General features: G+C 70.4%; 16 protein-coding genes, 1 tRNA gene and 3 pseudogenes. 15 read left to right on the top strand and 5 right to left on the bottom strand.

Annotation, left to right across the window (positions count from 1 at the left end; translation table 11 throughout):
- Positions 1 to 229 precede the first annotated feature (229 nt).
- Positions 230 to 511, top strand: coding sequence for an HU family DNA-binding protein (locus tag EDD90_RS33355; RefSeq protein WP_046733427.1), 282 nt, complete (start codon positions 230 to 232; stop codon positions 509 to 511).
- Between the two features lie 104 nt (positions 512 to 615).
- On the opposite strand, the gene murA is transcribed toward EDD90_RS33355, so the two are convergent.
- A complete protein-coding gene (gene murA, locus EDD90_RS33360; protein ID WP_123976600.1) occupies positions 616 to 1,956 on the bottom strand; it encodes a UDP-N-acetylglucosamine 1-carboxyvinyltransferase in 1,341 nt (446 codons plus the stop codon).
- Positions 1,957 to 2,263: 307 nt separating this feature from the next.
- Here murA and EDD90_RS33365 point away from each other — a divergent pair, with 307 nt between their 5' ends.
- From EDD90_RS33365 to EDD90_RS33410, 10 genes and pseudogenes are all read left to right on the top strand, one after another.
- Entirely contained in the window at positions 2,264 to 2,836 is a 573-nt protein-coding gene (locus EDD90_RS33365; protein WP_185149302.1) for a YqgE/AlgH family protein, read from the top strand.
- 29 nt (positions 2,837 to 2,865) lie between these two features.
- A complete protein-coding gene (locus tag EDD90_RS33370; RefSeq protein WP_123976602.1) occupies positions 2,866 to 3,144 on the top strand; it encodes a DUF3039 domain-containing protein in 279 nt (92 codons plus the stop codon).
- Positions 3,145 to 3,413: 269 nt separating this feature from the next.
- Positions 3,414 to 3,845, top strand: a pseudogene (locus EDD90_RS33375) (ABC transporter substrate-binding protein); the annotation flags it as partial.
- Between the two features lie 13 nt (positions 3,846 to 3,858).
- Complete coding sequence (locus EDD90_RS33380) at positions 3,859 to 4,671, top strand: carbohydrate ABC transporter permease (protein WP_260328273.1); 813 nt, start codon at positions 3,859 to 3,861, stop codon at positions 4,669 to 4,671.
- A 13-nt stretch (positions 4,672 to 4,684) separates the two neighbouring features.
- Positions 4,685 to 6,304, top strand: coding sequence for a beta-N-acetylhexosaminidase (locus tag EDD90_RS33385; protein WP_123981918.1), 1,620 nt, complete (start codon positions 4,685 to 4,687; stop codon positions 6,302 to 6,304).
- Positions 6,305 to 6,576: 272 nt separating this feature from the next.
- A complete protein-coding gene (locus EDD90_RS33390; protein WP_123976604.1) occupies positions 6,577 to 7,470 on the top strand; it encodes a xanthine dehydrogenase family protein subunit M in 894 nt (297 codons plus the stop codon).
- Positions 7,467 to 9,317 (top strand): 2Fe-2S iron-sulfur cluster-binding protein, encoded by a 1,851-nt coding sequence (locus tag EDD90_RS33395; protein WP_123976605.1) that lies wholly within the window; start codon positions 7,467 to 7,469, stop codon positions 9,315 to 9,317. The genes EDD90_RS33390 and EDD90_RS33395 overlap by 4 nt, the downstream gene beginning before the upstream one ends.
- Positions 9,314 to 11,620 carry a xanthine dehydrogenase family protein molybdopterin-binding subunit gene (locus EDD90_RS33400; protein ID WP_123976606.1) on the top strand — a complete coding sequence of 769 codons (2,307 nt, stop codon included), beginning with the start codon at positions 9,314 to 9,316 and terminating at the stop codon, positions 11,618 to 11,620. Before EDD90_RS33395 ends, EDD90_RS33400 begins: the two co-directional genes overlap by 4 nt.
- 4 nt (positions 11,621 to 11,624) lie before the next feature.
- Positions 11,625 to 12,158 (top strand): AAA family ATPase, encoded by a 534-nt coding sequence (locus EDD90_RS33405; RefSeq protein ID WP_123976607.1) that lies wholly within the window; start codon positions 11,625 to 11,627, stop codon positions 12,156 to 12,158.
- Between the two features lie 179 nt (positions 12,159 to 12,337).
- Complete coding sequence (locus EDD90_RS33410; protein ID WP_123981920.1) at positions 12,338 to 13,498, top strand: SUKH-4 family immunity protein; 1,161 nt, start codon at positions 12,338 to 12,340, stop codon at positions 13,496 to 13,498.
- Positions 13,499 to 13,546: 48 nt separating this feature from the next.
- Here EDD90_RS33410 and EDD90_RS56440 read toward each other — a convergent pair.
- Positions 13,547 to 14,285 (bottom strand): annotated as a pseudogene (locus tag EDD90_RS56440) (sensor histidine kinase); the annotation flags it as partial.
- 285 nt (positions 14,286 to 14,570) lie between these two features.
- Between EDD90_RS56440 and EDD90_RS33420 the strand changes: the two are divergent.
- A complete protein-coding gene (locus EDD90_RS33420; RefSeq protein ID WP_123976608.1) occupies positions 14,571 to 14,912 on the top strand; it encodes a hypothetical protein in 342 nt (113 codons plus the stop codon).
- A gap of 342 nt (positions 14,913 to 15,254) precedes the next feature.
- Positions 15,255 to 15,629: a hypothetical protein gene (locus EDD90_RS33425; RefSeq protein WP_123976609.1), complete on the top strand. Its 375-nt coding sequence runs from the start codon at positions 15,255 to 15,257 to the stop codon at positions 15,627 to 15,629.
- Positions 15,630 to 15,831: 202 nt separating this feature from the next.
- On the opposite strand, the gene EDD90_RS56445 is transcribed toward EDD90_RS33425, so the two are convergent.
- The 3 genes and pseudogenes from EDD90_RS56445 to EDD90_RS33435 all read right to left on the bottom strand — a co-directional run bounded on the left by EDD90_RS56445 (position 15,832) and on the right by EDD90_RS33435 (position 17,002).
- Entirely contained in the window at positions 15,832 to 16,005 is a 174-nt protein-coding gene (locus EDD90_RS56445; RefSeq protein WP_221305141.1) for a hypothetical protein, read from the bottom strand.
- A gap of 688 nt (positions 16,006 to 16,693) precedes the next feature.
- Positions 16,694 to 16,807, bottom strand: a pseudogene (locus EDD90_RS33430) (IS110 family transposase); the annotation flags it as partial.
- A gap of 123 nt (positions 16,808 to 16,930) precedes the next feature.
- A tRNA-Cys gene (locus EDD90_RS33435) sits at positions 16,931 to 17,002 on the bottom strand.
- A 173-nt stretch (positions 17,003 to 17,175) separates the two neighbouring features.
- Between EDD90_RS33435 and EDD90_RS33440 the strand changes: the two genes are divergently transcribed.
- Positions 17,176 to 18,624 carry an MFS transporter gene (locus tag EDD90_RS33440; RefSeq protein WP_123976610.1) on the top strand — a complete coding sequence of 483 codons (1,449 nt, stop codon included), beginning with the start codon at positions 17,176 to 17,178 and terminating at the stop codon, positions 18,622 to 18,624.
- Between the two features lie 121 nt (positions 18,625 to 18,745).
- Positions 18,746 to 20,554: a DEAD/DEAH box helicase gene (locus tag EDD90_RS33445; protein ID WP_123976611.1), complete on the top strand. Its 1,809-nt coding sequence runs from the start codon at positions 18,746 to 18,748 to the stop codon at positions 20,552 to 20,554.
- Positions 20,555 to 20,750 lie beyond the last annotated feature (196 nt).

Raw genomic sequence — 20,750 nt, forward strand, 5'->3', positions numbered from 1 at the left:
GCATAACGGCGGGGGTCTGGGGGCAGCAGCCCCCAGGCAAACAACTGTGAAACTTGCCACGCCGTACAACCGGCGCGTCGTGAAACCCCCCCTTCGGCCCAGCCGTAGGGTAGGCGCGGCACCCGGATTGGCGTTCCCGCCGCAGGTGGGGGCAGGATGCGTCCCGGCCCAACATGCGGCTCCGCCGCGTGGCACGCCTCAATGGCAAGAAGAACACGGGAGTAACAACATGAACCGCAGTGAGCTGGTGGCCGCGCTGGCCGACCGTGCCGAGGTGACTCGCAAGGACGCCGACGCCGTGCTGGCCGCGTTCGCCGACGTCGTCGGCGACATCGTCTCCAAGGGCGACGAGAAGGTCACCATCCCCGGCTTCCTGACCTTCGAGCGCACCCACCGTGCCGCTCGCACCGCGCGCAACCCCCAGACCGGCGAGCCGATCAACATCCCCGCCGGCTACAGCGTGAAGGTCTCCGCGGGCTCGAAGCTGAAGGAAGCCGCCAAGGGCAAGTGACCCTGGCGTCCGTAGGCCACGGGACGGCCTACGGCTCGTGACAACGACGATGGGGCGGCCCCTCCACCGGGGGCCGCCCCATCGTCGTACTGGTTGGTGAGGTGCTAGCCGAGCGCCTTGCCCGGCAGTTCCACCTTCGCGCCCAGCTCCACGAGCTTCTCCATGAAGTTCTCGTAGCCGCGGTTGATGAGGTCGATGCCGTGGACCCGGGAGGTGCCCTGGGCCGCGAGCGCCGCGATGAGGTACGAGAAGCCACCGCGCAGGTCGGGGATGACCAGATCGGCGCCCTGGAGCTTGGTCGGGCCCGAGACGACCGCCGAGTGCAGGAAGTTGCGCTGGCCGAAGCGGCAGGCCGAGCCGCCCAGGCACTCGCGGTAGAGCTGGATGTGAGCACCCATCTGGTTCAGCGCGGAGGTGAAGCCGAGGCGGGACTCATAGACCGTCTCGTGCACGATCGAGAGGCCCGTCGCCTGGGTGAGGGCGACCACCAGCGGCTGCTGCCAGTCGGTCTGGAAGCCCGGGTGCACGTCCGTCTCCAGGGCGATGGACTTCAACTGCCCGCCCGGGTGCCAGAAGCGGATGCCCTCGTCGTCGATCTCGAAGGCACCGCCCACCTTCCGGTAGGTGTTCAGGAACGTCATCATCGAGCGCTGCTGGGCGCCCCGGACGTAGATGTCGCCCTCGGTCGCCAGCGCCGCCGACGCCCAGGACGCGGCCTCCAGACGGTCCGACAGGGCGCGGTGGGTGTAGCCGCCGAGCTTCTCCACACCGGTGATGCGGATCGTGCGGTCCGTGTCGATCGCGATGATCGCGCCCATCTTCTGCAGCACGCAGATGAGGTCCTCGATCTCCGGCTCGACGGCCGCGTTGGACAACTCCGTGACCCCGTCGGCCATCACGGCCGTCAGCAGCACCTGCTCGGTCGCGCCGACGGACGGGTACGGCAGCCGGATCTTCGTGCCGCGCAGCCCCTTCGGCGCCTCCAGGTACTGGCCGTCCGCGCGCTTCTCGATGGTCGCGCCGAACTGCCGCAGCACGTCGAAGTGGAAGTCGATCGGCCGGCCGCCGATGTCACAGCCGCCGAGACCGGGGATGAACGCGTGCCCGAGCCGGTGCAGCAGGGGACCGCAGAACAGGATCGGGATCCGGCTGGAACCCGCGTGGGCATCGATGTCAGCGACGTTCGCGCTCTCCACGTACGTCGGATCGAGCACCAGCTCACCGGGTTCCTCACCCGGGCGTACCGTCACTCCGTGCAGCTGCAGCAGGCCGCGTACGACCCGCACGTCACGGATGTCCGGAACGTTGCGCAGCCGGCTCGGCGCACTGCCCAGCAGAGCGGCGACCATGGCCTTCGGTACGAGGTTCTTCGCACCGCGGACCCGGATCTCGCCCTCCAGCGGAGTGCCGCCGTGGACAAGCAGGACATCGTCGTTGACGGTCATGAATCTCGCGTTCCGTGGAGTTGGGCAGGGCCGGAGAGACAGAGTAATCGCCTATCGGCCCCCTTCCATAAGCCCAAGTACCACCCAGCTGCGTCATAGCTGTGTCACAACACGAACGGTTCCTCATCGGGCACATGGGGTCACCGCCGGTCACCGTGCGCCGGGGGCGCTACCTTCCGCCCTCCCGTCTCCCACCACCACCCTCAGACGAGGCCTTACAAGGCCGCTCCTTCAAATCATGGCTGCATTCACTCCCGGGCCCCGATTGGCTCCCCATCGGACGGGAAGATGCGGGATCATGTCTGGCATGACCGAGGTGTCCTCGCTCACAGGGCGGCTGCTCGTGGCAACGCCCGCCCTGGCGGACCCGAACTTCGACCGTGCGGTGGTGCTCCTTCTCGACCACGACGAGGAGGGCTCCCTCGGTGTCGTCCTCAACCGTCCCACCCCGGTGGACGTCGGCGACATCCTGGAGGGCTGGGCATCCCTGGCCGGTGAGCCCGGTGTCGTCTTCCAGGGCGGGCCGGTGTCACTGGACTCCGCGCTGGGCGTGGCGGTCATCCCCGGCGGGGCGAACGGCGACCGGGCCCCGCTCGGCTGGCGACGGGTACACGGCGCGATCGGCCTGGTCGACCTGGAGGCCCCGCCGGAGCTCCTCGCCTCGGCCCTCGGCTCCCTGAGGATCTTCGCCGGCTACGCCGGCTGGGGACCCGGTCAGCTGGAGGACGAACTGGTCGAGGGCGCCTGGTACGTCGTCGAGTCCGAACCCGGCGACGTCTCCTCCCCGTCCCCCGAGAGACTCTGGCGCGAGGTCCTGCGCCGCCAGCGCAGCGAGCTCGCGATGGTGGCCACATACCCGGACGACCCTACGCTCAACTGATTCGCGCGGGCCTCGGTACCCTTGGCGGCATGAGCACTCTTGAGCCCGAGCGCGGGACTGGTACGGGGACCCTCGTAGAGCCGACGCCACAGGTGTCCCACGGCGACGGCGACCACGAGCGCTTCGCCCACTACGTCCAGAAGGACAAGATCATGGCGAGCGCCCTCGACGGCACCCCCGTCGTGGCGCTGTGCGGCAAGGTGTGGGTGCCCGGCCGCGACCCGAAGAAATACCCCGTGTGCCCGATGTGCAAGGAGATCTTCGACTCCATGGGCAGCGGCGGCGACGGTGAGGGCAAGGGCAAGTAACACCCCCTGGGTTCTGAAGGCCCCGGACACGCTTTGGCGTGCTCCGGGGCCTTTGTCGTGTTCACGCGTTGCGCGGAGTGCGTCCGCTGGTCACAGAGTGGTCGAGACCTCTTGTCGGCATGTTCATGTTGTCCTTAACCTCCGTAGTGTTGTGCAGAATGAAACAGATGTTGCATATGTTGCAATGCTCTGTCGTGTCTTCCACGTCCTCGCCGCTTGAGTGCGCCCCGGAGGGTCACTCCATGAAGAAACTCCCCGCTCCCGCATTCCTCGTCGCCGCCTTCGAGAAGGCGCACAAGGACACCAAGGCCGATGTGGAGTACATCCCGGTCGACACGCGCGCGCAGCGCGTCAAGGCCGCGTTCAACGACCCGAAGTCCGCTCCGGACGTCATGGAGTACGGCGACACCGACACCGCCGGTTACGTCCACGACGGCGGACTCTTGGACATCACCAAGGAGTTCGGCACGTGGCCCGCGGCCAAGGACACCGACCCGACGGCGAAGCAGTCGGTGACCGTCGGCGGCAAGGTCTACGGCGCCCCCTGCTGCGTCGGTGTCCGCGCCCTTCACTACCGCACGGACGTCGTCAAGAAGCTCGGCCTGAAACCGCCGACGACCCTCGCCGGACTCGCGTCCACGGCCCGCGCCGTCCGCAAGGCCGAGCCCGGCCTGTACGGCCTCGTCGTCGGCGGTGCCTACATGTCCCTGTTCGGTGACGACAAAACTGCCCGGCCGCCAAGTGGCGATCGCCGTCGTGGTGGCCTTTCCGCTGTACTGGATGGGGCTGGGCGCCTTCAAACCGGCCGGCGAGATCGAGTCCGACCGGCCCCGGCCGTGGACCCTCTCGCCCTCTCCGGACTCCTTCCGGCGGGTCTTCGGACAGCAGGAATTCGGCCGTTACTTCGTCAGCAGTCTTGTCGTCGCGGGCAGTGTCGTGATCGTCTCGACGCTCATCGCCTTTCTCGCGGCGACCGCCGTGACACGATTCCGGTTCCGCTTCCGGCTCACCCTGTCGATCATGTTTCTGGTGGCCCGGATGGTGCCCGTGGAGGCCCTCAGCATCCCCTTGTTCTTCCAGATGCGGGACTTCGGTCTGCTGAACACGCTTGGCTCGCTGATCCTGCCCCGCATCGCCTTCTCACTGCCCTTCGCGATCCGGATGCTGCGGGGGTTCGTCAAAGGGGTGCCGGAGGCTCTGGAGGAGGCCGCGTACATCGACGGGGCGGGTCGGTCGCGCTTTCTCCGGCAGATCCTTTTCCCGCTCGTCCTGCCGGGCCTCGTGGCCACGAGCGTGTTTTCCTTCATCTCCGCCCGGAACGACTTCCTGTTCGCCAAGTCCTTCATCATCAGCGACACTTCGCAGTCCACGCTGCCGATGGCGCTGCTGGTGTTCTTCAAGCCCGCCGACCCGGACCGGGGCGGGGTCATGGCGGCGTCCACGGTGATGACGATTCCGGGGCTGGTGTTCTTCGTACTCGTACTGCGACGGCTGGTCTCCGGGCTGGGCGGAGCGGTTAAGGACTGAGGTGACTTCAGTGGTGGATGTGATTCCGGCGCCGCGCGCCGTCGAGGGGCCGATGCGGTGCGGTGTTCTTTTCGACGAGGACACCCGTCTGTGGGCGGCTCCCGGAACCGAGGGGACGGAACGCTGGCTGCGCTCGGTTCTCGGTGCCGCGCTCGGCCTGCCGCTGCCGGCGGGACCCGAGGACGCCCGTGACTCCGTACGACTGCAGCTGGACGACTCGCTGGAGCCCGAGGCCTACCGGCTGAGCGTGATCGCCAACTGGGGTGTCGAGATCCGCGGCGGCGATCCGGCCGGGGTCTTCTGGGGTGCCCAGACGCTGCGCCAGCTGCTCGGGCCGGAGGCTTTCCGCCGCGCGCCCGTGCGCCCCGGCATGCGGTACGGAATCCCGCACCAGATCATCGAGGACGCCCCCCGATTCCCCTGGCGCGGCCTGATGCTCGACGTCTCCCGGCACTTCATGCCGAAGGAAGGCGTCCTGCGCTACCTCGATCTCATGGCGGCCCACAAACTCAACGTCTTCCACTTCCATCTGACGGACGACCAGGGCTGGCGCATCGAGATCCGGCGCCATCCGCGGCTCACCGAGGTCGGCTCCTGGCGGGCCCGCACGAAATTCGGCCACCGGGCCTCACCGCTGTGGGAGGAGAAGCCGCACGGCGGCTACTACACCCAGGACGACATCAGGGAGATCGTCGCCTACGCGGCCGAGCGGCATATCACGGTGGTCCCCGAAATCGACGTACCGGGGCACTCGCAGGCCGCCATCGCCGCGTATCCGGAACTCGGCAACACCGACGTCATCGACACCGCCTCCCTGACCGTCTGGGACTCCTGGGGGATCTCTCCGAACGTACTCGCCCCCACCGACAACACCCTGCGCTTCTACGAGGGGGTCTTCGAGGAAGTGCTGGAGCTGTTCCCGTCGGAGTTCATTCACGTCGGCGGCGACGAATGCCTCAAGGACCAGTGGCGGGCCTCCCCGGCCGCGCGGGCGCGCATCGAGGAACTCGGGCTCGCCGACGAGGACGAGCTTCAGTCGTGGTTCATAGGCCACTTCGCGAAGTGGCTTTCCGCGCGCGGCCGCAGACTGATCGGCTGGGACGAGATCCTGGAGGGCGGGATCGCCGAGGGCGCGGCCGTGTCGTCCTGGCGCGGTTACGGCGGCGGGATCGCGGCCGCGCGCGCCGGACACGACGTCGTCATGTGCCCCGAGCAACACGTGTATCTGGACCACCGTCAGGCGGACGGCGAGGACGAGCCCGTACCGATCGGGTACGTGCGCACCCTGGAGGACGTGTATCGGTTCGAGCCCGTTCCACCGGGGCTCGACGAATCCGGGGCGCGGCGGATCCTGGGCGCCCAGGCCAACGTCTGGACCGAGGTGATGGAGGACCATGCGCGCGTGGACTACCAGGCCTTCCCCCGGCTCGCCGCCTTCGCGGAGGTCGCCTGGAGCGCCCTGCCGGCCCCGCCGGAACGGGACTTCGCCGGCTTCGAGCGCCGCATGACCACGCACTACCGGCGGCTCGACGCGCTGGGCGTGGCCTACCGGCCGCCGGCCGGACCCCTGCCGTGGCAGCGGCGCCCGGGCGTGCCGGGCCGCCCGATCGACGGCCCGCCCCCGAACCGCTAGCCCCTCCCCGGTCCCCTTCGGGTCGCTTCCCCATCCCGAACGCGTAATGGAAAAAGACCTCAAGGGTCACCGAAGAGTGTCAATCGGTACGCACTGGTGATGCCGTACGAAAACGGACCATGTCGCCGATGAGGTGGGCGAATGCCTCCTAGCGGACCCGTGCGTTCGAGGCTTGCGAAGATGTGCCAGAGTTGCCACGTCCGCCCTGTGAGCACGTACCGTACGGCCACACAGGTGGGACCAGGTGGGGCAGCGGGAAGGGGCAGCCGGTTTTGACCACGCACGCACCGCAGGCGGCGCAGGCCGTCACGCTGCCCACGACGCTGAACGAGGCCGTGGCGGCCCTCACCGCCATGCCCACCGCCGTCCCCGTGGCCGGCGGCACCGACCTCATGGCCGCCGTCAACTCCGGGCAGCTCCGGCCCGCCGCCCTGGTCGGCCTCGGCCGGATCAGCGAGATCCGCGGCTGGCAGTACCAGGACGGCAACGCGCTGCTCGGCGCCGGACTCACGCACGCGCGCATGGGCCGCCCCGACTTCGCGGCCCTGATCCCGGCGCTCGCCGCCGCCGCGCGGGCCGCCGGCCCGCCGCACATCCGCAACGCCGGCACCCTGGGCGGCAACATCGCCACGGCCGCGCCGACGGGTGACGCGCTGCCGGTCCTCGCCGCCCTGGAGGCGACGCTGATCATCGCGGGCCCCGGCGGGTCCCGCCGGGAGATCCCGGTGTCGCACCTGCTGGCCGGCGTGGAGATGCTCCGCGCGGGCGAGCTGATCGGCTTCGTGCGGGTGCCGCTGCTGCACGCCCCGCAGGTCTTCCTGAAGGCGACCGGGCGCACCGGACCGGGCCGCTCGGTGGCCTCCGTGGCGCTCGTCCTCGACCCCGCGCGGCGCGGCGTCAGATGTGCCGTCGGCGCCATAGCGCCGATGCCGCTGCGTCCGCTGGACGCCGAGCAGTGGGTGGCCCGGCTGATCGACTGGGACAACGACCGCGCGCTCGTCCCGGAGGCGCTGCACGCCTTCGGCGAGTACGTCGCGGCCGCCTGCATCCCCGACCCGGCACCGGACCCCGACGGCACCGTGGCGGCGCTTCCGCCCGCCGTACTGCACCTGCGGCGCACCGTCGCCGCGCTGGCCCGACGAGCACTGGGGAGGGCGCTGTCATGACCGACGACCAGCACGCGGAGGGCGCGCCCTCGGGTGGCGGCGGCCGCTGGGACCCGCTGCCCCAGGGTGACTACGACGACGGTGCGACCGCGTTCGTGAAGCTCCCCGAGGGCGGCATCGAGGCCCTGCTGGCCGGCGACAGTCCGCTGGCCGCGCCGGGGCACGGCTATGTGCCGCCGCAGATAGCGGTCGCCCCCGGCACCGAGACCTGGGGCGCGCCGGCCGACGGCGCCCAGTGGCCCGACCCGAACGCGGTCCCCCAGGGGCAGTCCGCCGACGACCGGTTCACGTACAACCCCGCCACGACCCAGCAGTGGACGTACGAAGAGCCTCCGCCGGCACCCGGTCACGATGTGACCGGTCAGTGGTCGATTCCGGTCGCACGTGGGGATGTTCCGGACGAATCCGGCGAGTTCACCACATCCGCACTCATGGAGCAGTGGGGCGGCACGCCGCCGTCGACCCTGCCGGGCGGTGCTGCCGCACCGTGGGCGACGGAGGCACAGGCGTGGGAACACCCCACGGAGGCCCCTGGGGTGCCCGCAGGCGCCTCGCCGGGGCACGGTGCCACTCCACCCGCAACTCCCGCCTCCGGGCCCGCAGGCGCGCCGTCTGTGCCCGGGGGGCGCGGGGTGGGCGAACCGGGTGAACCGACCGAAACCGGCGAACTTCGCTCGGCGGGCGCCCCCTCCGGAACCGGCCGCCTGTCCATGGACACCGGCCACGTCGACACCCATGAGCCGTCCCCGGACGGCGCGCCGACGGGCGCCCGCGAAGCTGCAGTGAGCGGCAGGCCGGGGGGTGTCCGCGAGCCGGGCGTGGCGGGTGGTCCGGCCGGTATCGGCGACCAGGCCGGAGCCGGCGACGGCCACGGCGCACCGCACCCGCACCCCGTTCCCGCCTCCGACCCGCAGGCAGCCGACGGCGAGTCCGCCCCGCAGGGGCCACCCGCACCCGACGACGACAGCGGCACGGACGGCGCCGGCGGGGAGCAACACGCCGAAGGCGAAGCCGAGGCGATCGACGACCACCCCCTCGCCTCCTACGTCCTCCGCGTCAACAGCACCGACCGACCCGTCACCGACGCCTGGATCGGCGAGTCCCTGCTCTACGTCCTCCGCGAACGCCTCGGCCTCGCGGGCGCCAAGGACGGCTGCTCGCAGGGCGAGTGCGGCGCCTGCAACGTCCAGGTGGACGGCAGGCTGGTGGCCTCCTGCCTGGTCCCCGCGGTGACCGCCGCCGGCAGCGAGGTGCGCACCGTCGAGGGACTCGCCCAGGACGGCCACCCCTCCGACGTGCAGCGGGCGCTGGCGAGGTGCGGGGCGGTCCAGTGCGGCTTCTGCGTCCCCGGCATGGCGATGACCGTCCACGACCTGCTGGAAGGCAACCCGGCTCCGACCGAGCTGGAGGCCCGCCAGGCGCTGTGCGGCAACCTCTGCCGCTGCTCCGGCTACCGGGGCGTCCTGGACGCCGTCCAGGAGGTCGTCGCCGAACGCGAGGCGCACGCCGCCGCCGACGCTGAGACGGACGGCGACGAGGCCCGTATTCCCCATCAGGCGGGACCGGGCGCCGGTGGCGTCAAGGTGTCGGCGTTCGACTCCCCGGGCACCTTCGGGGCCGGCATCCAGATCCCGCACGAGCAGACGTACGACCAGTCGTTCGGCGGAAACCAGTCCTTCGGCGGTGACCAGTCCTTCGGCGGTGACCAGTCCTTCGGTGGTAACCAGTCGTTCGGCGGGGATCAGTCGTTCGGCGGTAACCAGACGTTCGGCGGAAACCAGACGTTCGGCGATCAGGGCCAGAGCTACGACGACCAGTCCTACGGCCCGGACGGAGGCCAGGCGTGACCAACGAGACCGTCACCACGACCACCGCCGCGGAGACCGCCGCCTCCGCTCCGGAGCCCCCGCACGGCCTCGGCGTGTCGCTGCCGGCCGCCGACGCGCGCGCGAAGACCGAGGGCACCTTCCCGTACGCGGCCGACCTGTGGGCCGAGGGCCTGCTGTGGGCGGCCGTCCTGCGCTCCCCGCACCCGCACGCGCGCATCGTGTCGATCGACACCAGCCACGCGCGCGAGATGCCCGGCGTACGGGCCGTGATCACCCACGAGGACGTGCCCGGCACCCCGCGCCACGGCCGGGGCACCCCGGACCGCCCGGTGTTCGCCTCCGAGGTCGTACGCCACCACGGCGAGCCCATCGCCGCCGTCGCCGCCGACCACCCCGACACGGCCCGTATGGCCGCCGCCGCGGTCATCGTCGAGTACGAGATCCTCGACCCGGTCATCGACCCCGAGCGGTCCTTCGAGGCCGAGCCGCTGCACCCCGACGGCAACCTGATCCGGCACATCCCGCTCCAGCACGGCGACCCGGACGCGACCGGCGAGATCGTCGTCGAGGGCCAGTACCGCATCGGCCGCGCCGACCCCGCCCCCATCGGCGCCGAGGCCGGCCTCGCCGTGCCCCGCCCCGACGGCGGCGTCGAGCTCTACCTCGCCTCCACCGACCCGCACACCGACCGCAACACGGCCGCCGCCTGCTACGGCCTGTCCCTCGATCAGGTGAAGATCGTGGTCACCGGCGTGCCGGGCGCGACCGCCGACCGCGAGGACCAGGGCTTCCAGCTCCCCCTCGGTCTGCTCGCCCTGAAGACCGGCTGCCCGGTCAAACTCACGGCCACGCGCGAGGAGTCCTTCCTCGGCCACGCCCACCGCCACCCCACCCTGCTCCGCTACCGGCACCACGCCGACGCCGAGGGCAAGCTGATCAAGGTCGAGGCCCAGGTCCTGCTGGACGCGGGCGCCTACGCCGACACCTCCGCCGAGTCCCTGGCCGCCGCCGTCTCCTTCGCCTGCGGCCCGTACGTCGTCCCGAACGCCTTCATCGAGGGCTGGGCCGTGCGCACCAACAACCCGCCCTCCGGCCACGTCCGCGGCGAGGGCGCCATGCAGGTCTGCGCCGCCTACGAGGCGCAGATGGACAAGCTGGCCAAGAAGCTCGGCCTGGACCCCGCCGAGATCCGCCTGCGCAACGCGCTCGCCACCGGCGACGTCCTCCCCATCGGCCAGACGGTGACCTGCCCGGCCCCCGTCGCCGAGCTCCTCCAGGCGGTACGGGACTTCCCGCTCCCGCAGCTCCCCAAGGACACCCCCGAGGACGAGTGGCTGCTGCCCGGCGGCCCCGAGGGCGCGGGCGAACCGGGCGCGGTGCGCCGGGGCGTCGGCTACGGCCTCGGCATGGTGCACATGCTCGGCGCGGAGGGCGCCGACGAGGTCTCCACCGCCACGGTCAAGGTCCACGACGGCATCGCGACCGTGCTCTGCGCGGCCGTGGAGTCCGGCCAGGGCTTCACCACCCTGGCCCGCCAGATCGTCCAGGAGACCCTAGGCATCGACGAGGTCCACGTGGCCCCCGTCGACACCGACCAGCCCCCGGCCGGTCCGGGCTGCCGCGGCCGCCACACCTGGGTCTCGGGCGGTGCCGTGGAACGCGCCGCGAAGATGGTCCGCACCCAGCTGCTCCAGCCCCTCGCGCACAAGTTCGGCATGTCCACCGAGCTGCTCCAGATCACCGACGGCAAGATCACGTCGTACGACGGCGTCCTGTCGACCACCGTCACCGAGGCGCTGGACGGCAAGGAGCTGTGGGCCACCGCCCAGTGCCGCCCGCATCCGACCGAGCCCCTGAACGCCGACGGCCAGGGCGACGCCTTCGTCGGACTCGCCTTCTGCGCGATCCGCGCGGTGGTGGACGTCGACATCGAGCTCGGTTCGGTACGGGTCGTCGAGCTGGCCGTCGCCCAGGACGTCGGCCGGATCCTCAACCCGGCGCAGCTCAACGCCCGTATCGAGGCCGGGGTCACCCAGGGCGTGGGCATCGCCCTGACGGAGAACCTGCGCACCCCGCGCGGACTGATCCGCCACCCCGACCTCACCGGTTACGCCCTGCCGACCGCCCTCGACGCCCCGGACATCCGGATCGTCAAGCTGGTGGAGGAGCGGGACGTGGTCGCCCCCTTCGGCGCCAAGTCGGTCAGCGCGGTACCGGTCGTGACGTCCCCCGCGGCCATCGCCTCCGCCGTCCGCGCGGCGACCGGCCGCCCGGTCAACCGCCTCCCGATCCGTCCGCAGGCGGCCGTCGTCACCCAGTGACCGCATGACTCTTCGGGGTGTCGTCGTCATCACCGGGGTGATGGCGTCCGGCAAGTCGACGGTCGCGCAGGCGCTCGCCGAGACCCTGCCGCGGGCGGCGCACGTCCGCGGCGACCTCTTCCGCCGCATGATCGTCTCGGGCCGGGAGGACTACGCCCCCGACCCCTCGCCCGAGGCCACGGCCCAACTCCGGCTCCGCCACCGGCTGTCGGCGGCGACCGCGGACGCGTACGCCGAGGCCGGCTTCACCGCGGTCGTCCAGGACGTGCTGCTGGGCCCGGAGCTGGCGTCGTACGTGGAACTGATCCGCACCCGCCCGCTGCACGTCGTGGTGCTGGCCCCGAGTCCCGAGACGGTGGCTGCGCGTGAGGCGGGGCGGCCCAAGACCGGGTACGGGGTCTGGACGGTGGCCGATCTGGATGCGGGACTGCGGACGGGCACGGCCCCGTTGGGCCTGTGGCTGAACAGCTCCGAGCTGACCGTGGAACAGACGGTGGAGGCGATTCTCCGCGGGACGGAACGTTCCAGGGTCGTCTGACGTCTCCTCAGCGGGGCGTTGTCAGTGGCGCGGCGTAGTGTTCTGGGCAGTGGGGACGGCCGTTTCGGAGGGGAAGCCCGAACGGCACACCATGCCCTGCTCAGGACGACGTACGACGCACCGATCGACCCACTTTGCACTTCTTGAACTCTTTGATCGCGGGGGCAGCGATGAGCACGATCAGCACGACCGGCAGCGGTGCGGCGACGATCACGCTGACCGAGGCTGAAATGGACCGATACATCACGCACGAACCGACCCGCAGCTGGCTCACCGGCCGCGGACTGCCCGACACCGGCGGCCTGTTGACGTTCGAGCCGCTGCGCACGGCCGGCCTGCGCACGCTCGCGGACGTCACTGACGGCCCGTCCCGGCTGGCGGAGGAGCTCCGGGACCGGCTGGTGATAGGGGAACTGCTCGCCCCGGCCGGCCTGGACACGGAGTCGATCCTCCTCGACGGCGGCACCGGCGAGATCACCACCGCCTACCTGATCGACCCCACCGAACCGCGCCCGCTCGCGCCCTCGCTGGAGACGCTGCTCCGCTTCGCCGCGGTCACCGAGGAACTGGCGGGCCTGCGCGGCCGTTTCGCCTCCCTCGCCGGGATCTACGGCACCAAGGCGGCCACCGAGGCGTCTCGCAAGCTCCTGGAGCTCTTCGAGGAGGGCACGGACGGCCAGGTCCCGCCGTACTGGAAGGCGACGGCCCTGATCCGCCCCCTCAGCCTGGTCGCCGGCCCCGGCACCGACTCCGGGCTCTGTGTCGATCTGCCGGCCCGGCTGCTGGACCAGGAGTTCGGGCAGGGTCGGGTGGCCCGGTTCGAGGAGGTCGACTTCCCGCCGACGCTCACCCATGCGCCGACCCGCCGCTTCCTGCGCGAGACGGGCCTGCCGGAGGACGCGGTCCTCTTCCAGCTCGACCCGGACGCCCCGCTCCCCACCCTCCGGGAGTACTTCACCGACGTCCACCCCGGCCGCTTCCCCCTCGACGACCTCCCGCCGCACGCCGACCGCCTCATACGCCTCGGCTACCTGGTCGAGGACAACAGCCTGGTCGTGGACGGCACCACGGGCGCGATCCTCAACTTCTCCCTGCCCGAGGCCACCCTCTACCCCCTCAACACGGACATCTCCACCCTCGCTTACACCCTCTGGCTCCTCCACCACGAGCGCACCATCGACGAGCACCTGGGCCACGAACTCACCACGGAGGCCTACGACCAACTCGCCGCCACCATGCTCCACACCCTCGCGACGATCGACCCCACCCCCGTGACGACGGACGCCGACTGGCACTACTGGACGGAGCTGTTCCAGGACGAGGCGGGCGGGGTGCTGTAAGGGGGCGACCGGTGAGGGGCGGGCCGTCAGGTCACCAGGCCCTGGCGGTAGGCGTAGCAGATGGCGCAGGTCGGCGATGGCCCGTCGGCCGGTGTCACTGACCGCGGTCAGGGTCTGGTCCAGCCGTTCGGGCGCGGCGGTCAGATACCGTGCCGCCTCGGCCTGCACCACCATCGCCGTCACATGGTGGGTCACCACGTCGTGCAACTCGCGGGCGATCCGGGTGCGTTCGGCGACGCGGGTGTCCTCGGCGACCCGCCGCCGGTGTTCGGCCTCCGCGTTCCGGTTGGCACGCAACCATGCCCCGGCGCCCCAGGCGAGGACCAGCACCGGATAGAACGTCACGAACCCGGTGACCGTCTCGCCGCCCGACCCCAGCCGGTACAGCGCGACCGCCCACGGCACATAGGCCGCGGAGAACACGAGCGCGGCGGCCCGCCGGTGCCGTTCCAGATGGGCCCCGGTGCTGATCAGCGCGAGGGGCAGCGCGGTGCCCGCGACCGAGTGGTAGCCGCGCAGCTGGTCGACGGCGAAGCCGGCCGACACCAGGGCCAGACAGACAGACGGCCGGCCACCGTCGGCGCACGGCCAGCGGCAGGCACTCCAGACCGAGCGCCAGCAGTGCCAGAGCGTCGAACGGACGGGTCGGCAGATTCCCGACCTCCGTCCCCTTGCCGTGCAGTGCCGGCAGGAACGACCCGGCCAGGAGCAGCAGCCCGAACGGCAGATCCCGGACCCGGACATCGAGCCGGTGCCACCACCCGGACAGCTGCCGAGGACTGATCACCGGGGCAGTGTAGTGACGGAGTCGGCCCCGGCGATATCCCAATCGCTTTGAAGGCGTGTGGCCGAGGTTGGCTGTCGAGCAGCTCGCGCGCAACTGTGGAGAAGTCGCCAACTGCCTTCCTGACGGCCTTCCCAGAGGTCGTCCCGGAATGGACACGCGATGAGGAGGTTCACTTTCTCCGACGTCTGGCCATTTAAGCTTTGGCCGTCACACAGCGTGAGAGATGACGTGAGAAGGTTAAACGAAATGCTGCGTACGCGTATGCGTAGGCTCCCGCGCCCCCTTGTGCTCCATGCGCTGCTCATCGCCACGCTCGTCGTGCAGTCGGTTGCGCTCATCGTCCAGGACACGCAGATCGACAAACTGCGGGCACAGCACGTCGACCTCCAGGCACAAGGCGTCGCACCCGGCCCCTCCGGCCCGCCAGGCCCGTCGGGTCCGCCCGGTGTTACCGGCCCGGCAGGAAGGAATGGGCAGGATGGCAGAGACGGGGCGAATGGGAGGCCCGGGCAGAATGGGAGGCGAGGCAAGAACGGCAAGAACGGCAAGGACGGCAAGGACGGCAAGGACGTTTTTGCCACTCCGAGGCCTACCGTCACCGTCACCGTCACCCAGAGCCGCAACTGAGCCCCACATTCGCCATGGGTACGTCAAGGATGGGGTTCTCTCCGACATTTCCTCCGTCACGCCTGGATGCAGACGAGCGCGTATGCCGCGCGTTGGGGCCGCCGCACTTACCCTCGCTCGGGCTTCCCCTTGATGACGTCGCTTTGAAGGCGTGCGGCCGAGGTTGGCTGTCGAGCAGCTCGCGCGCAACTGTGGAGAAGTCGCCAACTGCCTTCCTGACGGCCTTCCCAGAGGTCGTCCCGGAATGGACACGCGATGAGGAGGTTCACTTTCTCCGACGTCTGGCCATTTAAGCTTTGGCCGTCACACAGCGTGAGAGATGACGTGAGAAGGATAAACGAAATGCTGCGTACGCGTATGCGTTGGCTCCCGCGCCCCCTTGTGCTCCGTGCGCTGCTCATCACCGCCCTCGTCGTGCAGTCGGTTGCGCTCCTCGCCCAGGCCGCGGAGATCGACGGTCTGCGGGTACAGCACGTCGACCTCCAGGCGCATGGCGGCGCAGTCGGTCCCTCCGGCCCGCCAGGCCCGTCGGGTCCCGCCGGGCCTGCCGGCCCTCAAGGAAGAAACGGGCAGGACGGCAGGAACGGGCAGGAGGGGAGGAACGGGCGGGAGGGCCAGCAGGGCAGGGACGGCGAGGACGGCGAGGACGGCCAGGACGGCAAGGACGCTGTTGCCCCCCCAAGGCCTGCCGTCACTGTCACCAAGTTCCAGAACTGAGCCCCGTGCCCCGTGTCGCGAACGTGTCCGCGAGTCTCTTGGCCCCTGCCGTTCCACCGTTCCCCGCGGGATCTGGTGCGCCAGTGGTGCGAGTCGCCCTTCCGCCATCAACTTCTACAGGATGGCCCTCGGTGGCCGCTCTGGGGCGGGCGCGCGACGAAGAGGACAGCCTTGTCAACTCCCTGTCATGCACCTCCTTCCGTCACTTAGCGTGAGGGATAATGTGAGAAACGTAAAAGAGAAACTGCTCAAACGGCGCCCCCTCTTGCTTGGTGCCGCCCTGATCGTCGCGCTTGTCGCGCAGTGGGGCGCGCTCGTCGCCCATCAAATGCAGATCGACGATATGTGGACAGGGAACGTCGAACTCCAGACGCACGGCCTCGAGATGGGCCCTTCCGGTCCGCAGGGCCGCACCGGCCCCCCCGGTCCGCCCGGCCCCACCGGCCCGCAGGGCAGAAGAGGGGCGGACGGGCGGCCCGGGAGAGACGGGGACGACGGGGAAGACGGCGCTGATGGGAGGAGAGGGCATCGCGGAAGAAACGGGAGAAACGGTGTAGTAGTACTGCTGCACAACTAGCAACGCCGTTCAGTTATCAGGTCGGCCTTCGTTAGTGGGATGACCCCCGCCTTGCGCTCGACCAGTACAGGAACGAACTCGTGCACCGGCCGTTCAACTCCGCGGATGGCGTCGTCTTCGCGTGCCTTGTCAGTCACGGCGCCCCTTGACGTCCCGGTCGGAATGGAAGTCGGAAACCTCCGTGAGGTCGGGCCAGGTGGCCAGTTACGTGAGGGATGCATAACCGCGCTGCAACCCACGGATATTCGAATTCAGGGATGCGCACCGTCAGATCTTTCCGAGTGTCCTGAGGGAAGGTGGAGGAGGGATATCTGCACAGTGAAGGGAGGGTAAATGGAATGCGTCTCATCGAAAGACTGGCTGGACGGGCATGAATGAGACAGAAACTGATTCGAAAATCCACCGTCCGTGTGTCCGAAGCCGCTGTTCAGGCGGCTCCGTCTGTTTGAAGGGGCACGTGGTGGCCGAGTTGGTGCAGTCGGCCGACCAGGCGCCGTGTCTCGCGAGTGCGTTCGCGGATGACCTCGGTGCGGTACCGGGTCAGATCGCGCAACTGCCGGATCGGTTCCGGGGGCACGAACGGGGGCCGCACCAGGCCGTGGTCGACCGACTGGGCGCCACGGGGCGGAGCCGTCCGGCCCCTGGATTGCTGAGACGGACGGCCGGAAGGGCGGCACCCCCGCGAGGGTGCCGCCCTTCCGTTCTGCCTGGTCGGGCCAGGTAGAGGCCGTGGCGGGAATTGAACCCACGTACCTCGCTTTGCAGGCGAGTCCCTAAGCCACTCGGGCACACGGCCTTGTCGGTGAGTCGAAGGTATGGCGGTGCGGGGGAGGGGATCAAGGGAATCGGGGCGGCTGCAACGGGACTGCCATACGGCGTTCACGAAAGGGGGGCGTACGACCAAGGTCCCAGGCGGGGTGAGGCTCGCGACAGGGGCCAAAGGGGGGCTTGGGACTTACCGTGGTCTGCATGACCGCCCTTGAACCGAGCGACGCCGTCGTCGCAGCTGAGACAGCAGACAGAGCCGATGACGAGGGCGTGCTGGGGCGGTCGTACCGGGCGCTGAGCGTCGGGATCGTGTCCGTCGTGCTGCTGATCGCCTTCGAGGCGACCGCGGTGGGGACGGCGATGCCGGTCGCGGCCCGGGAGCTGGACGGGGTGTCGCTGTACGCGTTCGCCTTCTCCGGGTACTTCACGACCAGTCTGTTCGGGATGGTGCTGGCCGGGCAGTGGTCGGACCGCAAGGGGCCGCTCGGGGCGCTGACGACCGGGATAGGGTCCTTCGCCGCCGGGCTCGTGGTCGCCGGGACCGCCCAGAGCATGTGGGTGTTCATCCTGGGACGGGCCGTGCAGGGGTTCGGCGGCGGGTTGGTCATCGTCTCGTTGTACGTGGTCGTGGGGCGGGCCTACCCGGAGCGGCTGCGGCCCGCGATCATGGCCGCCTTCGCCGCCGGATGGGTGGTGCCGTCCATCGTGGGACCGCTCGCCTCTGGCGCGGTGACCGAGCACCTCGGGTGGCGGTGGGTGTTCCTCGGGATTCCGGTGCTCGTGCTCCTCCCGGTGGCGCTTGCGCTGCCTCAGATACGGCGGCGGGCCGGCGGCCCCGTCCAGGGAGGCGCGGACGCCGGTTTCGACCGGCGGCGGATCCGGCTCGCCTTCGGTATCTCCCTCGGCGCCGGGCTGCTGCAGTACGCCGCCCAGGATCTGCGGTGGCTGTCCCTGATACCCGGACTGCTCGGTGCGGCCCTGCTCGTGCCCGCCGTGCTCGGACTGCTTCCCCACGGCACCTACCGCGCGGTCCGCGGCCTGCCCTCGGTCGTGCTGCTGCGCGGTGTCGCGGCCGGCGCCCTGGTCTCCGCCGAGTCCTTCGTGCCGTTGATGCTCGTCACCCAGCGCGGCCTGTCGCCCACCCTCGCCGGGTTCTCGCTGGCGGCCGGCGGGGTGACCTGGGCGCTGGGCTCCTGGGTGCAGGCACGGCCGGGCGCACAGCCGTACCGGGAACGGCTGATGACCCTCGGGATGGTGCTCGTCGCCGGCGCGATAGCCGCCGCCCCCAGCGTGCTCGTGCCCGCCGTGCCGGTGTGGGTCGTCGCCGTCGCCTGGAGCTTCGGCTGCTTCGGGATGGGGCTGGTGATCGCCTCGGCCAGCGTCCTGATGCTCCGGCTCTCCGCCCCGGAGGAGGCCGGAGCCAACTCCGCCGCCCTCCAGATCTCCGACGCCCTGTCCAATGTGGTGCTGCTCGCCGCGACCGGTGCGGCCTTCTCCGCCCTGGGCGGCGGCAGCATGACGGGGGCGGCCGGCTCCGGATCCCATCCCGCCGCCTTCGCCGCCGTGTTCCTGCCGATGGCGGGCGTCGCGCTCGTCGGAGCCTGGGTGACGACGCGGCTGCACGGTCCGGGTGACCGCACGGCTTCGTGATCTGTGACGTGGGTCCCACCCTGGGGTGAGGCGGCCTTGTCCGCGCGTTGACAGCCGTACGGCGCCGGTAGGGTGGCCCGGTTGTCATACGTAGCCGCCCGACCCCCTTACTACGGAGATCGTGACTACCACCGCCGCTTCTGCTTCCGCTTCCTCGTCGTCCCACCACCTTTCGCCGGCCTTCCCGGGCCGGGCGCCCTGGGGTACCGCCAGCAGGCTGCGCGCCTGGCAGCAGGGGGCCATGGAGAAGTACATCCAGGAGCAGCCGCGCGACTTCCTCGCCGTGGCCACGCCCGGCGCCGGGAAGACGACGTTCGCGCTGACGCTCGCCTCCTGGCTGCTGCACCACCATGTCGTGCAGCAGGTCACCGTGGTCGCCCCCACCGAGCACCTGAAGAAGCAGTGGGCGGAGGCCGCGGCGCGGATAGGGATCAAGCTCGATCCCGAGTACAGCGCCGGACCGCTCAGCCGTGAGTACGACGGGGTGGCGGTGACGTACGCCGGTGTCGGCGTGCGGCCCATGCTGCACCGCAACCGCTCCGAGCAGCGCAAGACCCTCGTCATCCTCGACGAGATCCACCACGCCGGTGACTCCAAGTCCTGGGGCGAGGCCTGCCTGGAGGCGTTCGAGCCGGCGACCAGGCGGCTGGCCCTGACGGGTACGCCGTTCCGGTCCGACACCAATCCCATCCCCTTCGTGACGTACGAGGAGGGGCAGGACGGGATCCGGCGGTCGTCCGCCGACTACACGTACGGGTACGGCAACGCGCTCGCCGACCATGTCGTGCGGCCGGTCATCTTCCTCTCCTACAGCGGCAACATGCGCTGGCGGACCAAGGCCGGTGACGAGATCGCCGCCCGGCTCGGCGAGCCCATGACCAAGGACGCCGTCAGCCAGGCCTGGCGGACCGCGCTCGATCCGCGCGGCGAGTGGATGCCGGCCGTGCTGCGCGCCGCGGACCAGCGGCTGACCGAGGTCCGCAAGGGCATCCCGGACGCCGGGGCCCTCGTCATCGCCTCCGACCAGGAGTCGGCGCGCGCCTACGCCAAGCTGATCCGCGAGATCACCGGCGCCAAGGCGACCCTCGTCCTGTCCGACGACACCGGCGCCTCCAAGCGGATCGACGACTTCAGCGCGAGCGACGACCGGTGGATGGTCGCGGTCCGGATGGTGTCCGAGGGCGTCGACGTCCCCCGGCTGGCCGTCGGGGTGTACGCGACGACCATCTCCACACCGCTCTTCTTCGCCCAGGCCGTCGGCCGTTTCGTGCGGTCCCGGCGGCGCGGCGAGACCGCGTCCGTGTTCCTGCCGACCGTCCCCGATCTGCTGACCTTCGCCAACGAGATGGAGGTCGAGCGCGACCACGCCCTGGACAAGCCCAAGAAGGAGGGCGAAGAAGACCCGTACGCCGAGTCCGAGAAGGAGATGGAGGAGGCGAACAAGGAGCAGGACGAGGACACCGGCGAGCAGGAGCAGTTCGCCTTCGAGGCGCTGGAGTCCGAGGCCGTCTTCGACCGGGTCCTCTACGACGGCGCCGAGTTCGGCATGCAGGCCCACCCGGGGAGCGAGGAGGAGCAGGACTACCTCGGCATCCCGGGGCTCCTCGAACCCGACCAGGTGCAGATGCTGTTGCAGAAGCGGCAGGCCCGGCAGATCGCGCACAGCCGCAAGAAGCCGGACACCGAGGCGGACCTGCTGGAACTGCCGGCGGAACGGCGGCCCGTCGTCTCCCACAAGGAGATGATGGAGCTGCGCAAGCAGCTGAACACGATGGTGAGCGCGTATGTCCACCAGAGCGGCAAGCCGCACGGGGTGATCCACACCGAGCTGCGCAGGACGTGCGGCGGGCCGCCGAGTGCGGAGGCCACGGCGGGGCAGCTGCGGCAGCGGATCGCCAAGGTGCAGGAGTGGGCCACCCGGATGCGGTGACCCCGGGAGGGGCCCTGTACGCGGTGGCCCCGGGAGGGGCCCTGTATATAGCTGGGCCCTGTATATAACGGCACATACCGAAGCAGTCCGTACCGGTCCATGACCGGATTCTGGACTCAGGCTTCCGCTCAGCGAACCCCCTTCGCTACTGTCCGGCTACGCACACGCCCCGTGGCAGCGCCGCCGCGGAGCGCAG

It is taken from the genome of Streptomyces sp. Ag109_O5-1 (assembly GCF_003814875.1).
In the GTDB taxonomy this organism is placed as follows: domain Bacteria; phylum Actinomycetota; class Actinomycetes; order Streptomycetales; family Streptomycetaceae; genus Streptomyces; species Streptomyces sasae.